This window comes from Metabacillus niabensis (assembly GCF_902829255.1).
GTDB lineage: Bacteria > Bacillota > Bacilli > Bacillales > Bacillaceae > Metabacillus > Metabacillus niabensis.
Map to the genome: position 1 here is coordinate 1 of NZ_CADEPK010000317.1, position 4969 is coordinate 4969.

The 4969-nt window shown below is 36.5% G+C and carries 4 protein-coding genes; 1 reads left to right on the forward strand and 3 read right to left on the reverse strand.

All coding sequences use genetic code 11. From position 1 onward, the window contains the following. Nucleotides 1-25: 25 nt before the first annotated feature. The 3 genes from recG to HU235_RS18270 form a co-directional block, all read right to left on the reverse strand. Nucleotides 26-2071, reverse strand: coding sequence for an ATP-dependent DNA helicase RecG (gene recG / locus HU235_RS18260; protein WP_145580913.1), 2046 nt, complete (start codon nucleotides 2069-2071; stop codon nucleotides 26-28). Nucleotides 2072-2443: 372 nt separating this feature from the next. Next, nucleotides 2444-4108 carry a DAK2 domain-containing protein gene (locus HU235_RS18265; RefSeq protein ID WP_174881135.1) on the reverse strand — a complete coding sequence of 555 codons (1665 nt, stop codon included), beginning with the start codon at nucleotides 4106-4108 and terminating at the stop codon, nucleotides 2444-2446. A 17-nt stretch (nucleotides 4109-4125) separates the two neighbouring features. Next, complete coding sequence (locus HU235_RS18270) at nucleotides 4126-4488, reverse strand: Asp23/Gls24 family envelope stress response protein (protein WP_145580911.1); 363 nt, start codon at nucleotides 4486-4488, stop codon at nucleotides 4126-4128. A 343-nt stretch (nucleotides 4489-4831) separates the two neighbouring features. On the opposite strand from HU235_RS18270, the gene HU235_RS25425 reads away from it, so the two are divergent. Continuing rightward, the gene (locus HU235_RS25425; RefSeq protein ID WP_325100944.1) at nucleotides 4832-4933 is read left to right on the forward strand and encodes a hypothetical protein; all 102 of its coding nucleotides are present in this window, start codon (nucleotides 4832-4834) and stop codon (nucleotides 4931-4933) included. The last annotated feature ends 36 nt before the right edge of the window (nucleotides 4934-4969 follow it).

Consider the following 4969-nt stretch of genomic DNA (forward strand, 5'->3'; position numbering starts at 1 on the left):
TTTCGAAAACAGCGTTAGAGTAAAATCAATCTAATTTTTCTCCATCTAAAACTCCACTTTGACTTAAATATTTTCTTAATTCCTCATACTTACTATCTTTCCAAAAAGATTTTGATTGGATTAAATGAACCGCATCTTGTCTTGCAACCTCCAAAGCACGGTAATCATGAACCATGTCTGCTACTTTAAAAATTGGCATTCCACTTTGTTTTTTTCCAAAAAAGTCTCCTGGACCTCTTAATTCTAAATCTCTTTCCGATAAAACAAACCCATCATTTGTTTCCGTCATTATTTTCATTCTTTCTTTACCTGCCTCTGATTTAGGATCAGATAATAAAATACAATAAGATTGCTCACTGCCACGTCCGACTCGTCCTCGAAGCTGATGAAGCTGTGATAAACCAAATCTCTCAGCGTCATATATAACCATGATTGTTGCATTCGGAACATTAACACCTACTTCGACTACGGTTGTAGATACTAAGATGTTTACTTTATTTTGACTAAAGCTTCGCATCACCTCATCTTTTTCCTCAGAGGATAATCGACCATGCATAAGGCCAACTTGATAGCGACCTTTATAAAAATGTGTCAGCATGCTATGAACATCAATCGCATTTTGAACATCAAGCTTTTCTGACTCTTCAATTAACGGACAGATAACATATGCTTGACGCCCCTTCGCAACTTCCTTTTCTATAAATGTTAAAATCCGCTCAAGCATCGTTGGTTTTACCCAATAGGTTTCAATAGTTTTTCGACCTGCAGGTAGCTCATCAATGACTGAGACATCCATTTCTCCAAATGCTGTAATCGCTAGCGTCCTCGGGATTGGCGTAGCTGTCATGAACAAGACATCAGTATGCTCTCCCTTTTCACGGAGCATTCTCCGCTGTTCGACTCCGAATCGATGCTGTTCATCGGTTATGACTAAACCTAATTTATGAAACTCGATTTCATCTTGAATAAGAGCATGAGTACCTATTAGTAATTGAATTTCATTATTCTTCAATTTTTCTAGTAATTCACGTCGACGTTTTCCTTTTACTGAACTAGTTAAAAGTTCAACATTTACTTCAAAGCGTTCAAATAGCTTCACCAATGATTCCGCATGCTGTTCAGCTAATATTTCCGTTGGCACCATTAGTGCTCCTTGATATCCAGATAATATTGCTGCATAAAAGGCAATGGCAGCTATTACTGTTTTACCTGATCCAACATCTCCTTGAAGTAATCGATTCATTCGATAGGATGACTTCATATCAACTAAAATCTCATTTATTACCCTTAATTGTGCTTGAGTAAGGGAAAACGGAAGTGATTCGATAAAAACATCTAATTTTTCTTGAGGAAAAATGTGGTTTAATCCTTTTGAATTTTCACGCTGCACTTTTCTTAAAGCTTGCATCTTTAATTGAAATAATAAAAATTCCTCATAAATAAATCTTCTTCTTGCTTGATTTAACTGTTCATGTACCTCAGGATGGTGAACGATTTTAATCGCTTCTTTTCTCGGTAATAATTTATATTTTTGCAATAACTCTTGAGGCAATAGCTCCTTCACATCGTTTAAATAACTGTTTAAAGCAATCGAGACGAATTTCCTCATACCTTTTACAGTTAATTTGCCTTTAACAGAATAAACAGGTTCAATACCATTCTCGCTTTTTTTAGGACCAAATGTAAGCTCCTGAGCTGTAATTGTTTGACGATGCTTGTCCCATTTACCTGAAACAGTTACAATTCCGTTTATCGCCAGCTTCTTTTTAAAATATGGACGATTGAAACAAGTAACTGTTACCAAATATCTTCCTACCAACAAGCGAAACGTTAATCGCGATTTTTTCTTACCGAAAAAAGTGAGCAATGGTTCACTATGAACCTTCCCTTCAACTGTTACCCGTTCCTCATGATTTACATCCGCTAAATCTTTTAAATTGTTATCCTCATAGCGATATGGGAAATATTCCAGTAAATCTTCTATTGTATAAATACCGATTTCGTTTAAAAGCTGTTCTGTCTCGTCACCAACACCTTTTAGACTTGAAATTGGTTGACTAAGTGTGTTCATTACGACTATGTTGCATCACACAAACGATGATTGTGTAGATACAACTTCCCCCCTTACCACCATTTCGTTCAATGTAATTTAATTTCCTTAATATTAGTCTATCAGATTTTATCGATTTCTGTACAAATTTTACGCTTCGTTTTTCCTTAAGGCTCTTCCATTTTGTTGATGCAATCCTCTGCAGAGATTCGCTTTCCACGTGCAGTTCTGGGAGCGTTCCCGTCTTTGCGAGTCTATGTGATCACCTATGGACACGATATTTTATGCAGACGGCTCCCGTTCGTCCGATCAACAAAGTGCTTAAATACCGACAATCATCTTTTACATCGCCTATAGAAAAAAACTCGGCAAGTAGCCGAGTCTCTAGTAAACTTATTCAACAGAAAAAATATAGGAATATAAAGGCTGTTCCCCTTTATGAACTTCTACTTCAATATCCTCAAACTGTTCTTCAACAAATGCAATTAGCTGATTTACTTCTTCATCACTAGCATCTTGACCTTGAATAATCGTTAAAATTTCTTCATCTTTAATAATTTCAGTTAACAATTTTTTTGATGCATCTAATTGATTTCGATCTGTAATGATGATTTTACCATCTAAAATCCCCATAAAATCACCTTTTGAAATATCTAATCCATCAATATTTGTATCCCTTACAGCATACGTAATTTGCCCGCTCTTAACGCTTTTAAGCGCTTCGTTAAGAGTATGCTCAACGTTTTCTGGTTCTGCTGTAGGATTAAAGGCAAGCAAGGATGCCATTCCTTGAGGGACAGTTTTTGAAGGAATAACGATAACGTGAACATCCTCCACGACGGATGCAGCCTGTCTAGCAGCCATTACAATGTTTGAATTATTAGGGAGAATGATAACATTCTCAGCATTTGCATCATGTATTGCCTGAACGATGTCCTCTGTACTTGGATTCATCGTCTGGCCACCTTCAATGACGACATTTGCTCCGATGCTTTTAAATAATTCAGCAATTCCTTTACCCATTGTAACCGTCACGATGCCATATTTGCTTTTTTCAGATGTTTCCTGCTCTTTAGGTAGTGTTTGTTGTTTTTCCCCAACGATATCCGTATGTTGTTTTCGCATATTTTCAATTTTCATATTTATGAGGTTTCCATATTTTTGTCCATATGATAAAACTTCACCAGGATACTCTGCATGAATATGTACTTTAGCTAATTCATCATCAGCAATAACAAGTAATGAATCACCGAACTGACTCAAATCATTTCTAAACGTTTCTTCATTAAAAGGAGTTTTCCCCTCTTCAAAACGAACCATAAATTCTGTACAATAGCCAAATTCAATATCTTCTGTATTAATATGGCCTTGCACACCTTTGTGATGTTCAGCATTCACTAATTCATCCATTGAAGGCAATTCAACTGCATTAGAAACTTGCTCACCTTTTAGGACCGCTAAAAATCCTGCATAGACAAATACTAATCCTTGACCACCACTATCAACAACTCCTACTTCCTTTAAAACAGGCAGAAGTTCAGGTGTTCTTTTTAATGATTTTTCTGCTTCTTTTAACGTAATCTCCATAAGCTTATCAATCGATGGCTCGTTTTCAGCAGCAAGTACAGCAGCTTTAGCAGCATCCTTTGCAACAGTAAGAATTGTTCCTTCAACAGGTTTCATTACTGCTTTATATGCAGTATCAACACCTGCTTGAAGTGCTGCAGCAAATTCTACACTAGTAATTGTAGATTTTGTTTCAATTGCTTTCGAGAAGCCTCTAAATAATTGCGACAAAATAACACCGGAATTTCCACGCGCTCCCATCAGCAAACCTTTGGAAAGAGCGACACCAACCTTCCCAATATGTGCTGAAGGATTGCTTCTTACCTCTTTTGCTCCTGATGTCATCGATAAATTCATATTCGTTCCAGTATCACCATCTGGAACTGGAAAAACGTTTAATGCATCAACATATTTTGCATTTTTAGAGAGGTGGTTTGCACCCTGCAAAATCATTTCTGCAAAACGAGTACCATCTAATGTTGTAATAGACACAGGTTTTTTCCTCCTTACTACGGGTTCGCTACTCGAACACCTTGTACAAAAATATTTACGGAATCAACTGCAAGTCCGACCGTTTGATCTAACGTATATTTCACTTTCGTTTGTACGTTATGTGCGACCTCAGAAATTTTTGTACCATAGCTGACGATAATATACATATCAATAAAAATAGATTCGTCTTCCTGACGAACAATTACGCCTCTGCTAAAGTTTTCTCTTCCAAGTATTTCAGTTAGACCGTCTTTAATTTGATTCTTTGACGCCATTCCAACAATACCATAGCAGTCAATAGCAGCACCACCTGCAACAGTTGCAATGACTTCGTTTGAAATATCAATTTGCCCGTACTTCGTTTTTAATTCAATGGACATAATCTTTCCCCCTTAGGAATCGTTCGTTCTGGCTATTGTTATTTTACTATAAGCAGGTTCATTTTAAAAGGTAATCATTCCTACAAGTGCTCAGTATACTATCTACTACAAGTATGTTCAAAAAAAAAAGAAAGAACCATTCATAATTGCAATAAATCATTTCATGATGAATATTTGCTTACTAGTTTGAATGCGTATCCATAAAAAGGGAATTAATTAACCTTTTTGCTAAGAAATGAACGTCATTTCTTACTTCTTTATATTATACAACCGGTCTCTTAAACCCATCTGACGCTGCCTACGATACGCATTGTGAATTTCTCAGACTTGTGCGCTTTTTAAGATTGCAAGCGATTTGGATATTATCAAAAAAGCAGGGGCTTGGTATTCTTACAAAGATGAAAACATTGAGCAAGGTTCTGAGACTGTCTCTTATACACATTGACGCTGCCGCCGAAGAAGATATTGTAGATCTTGGCAG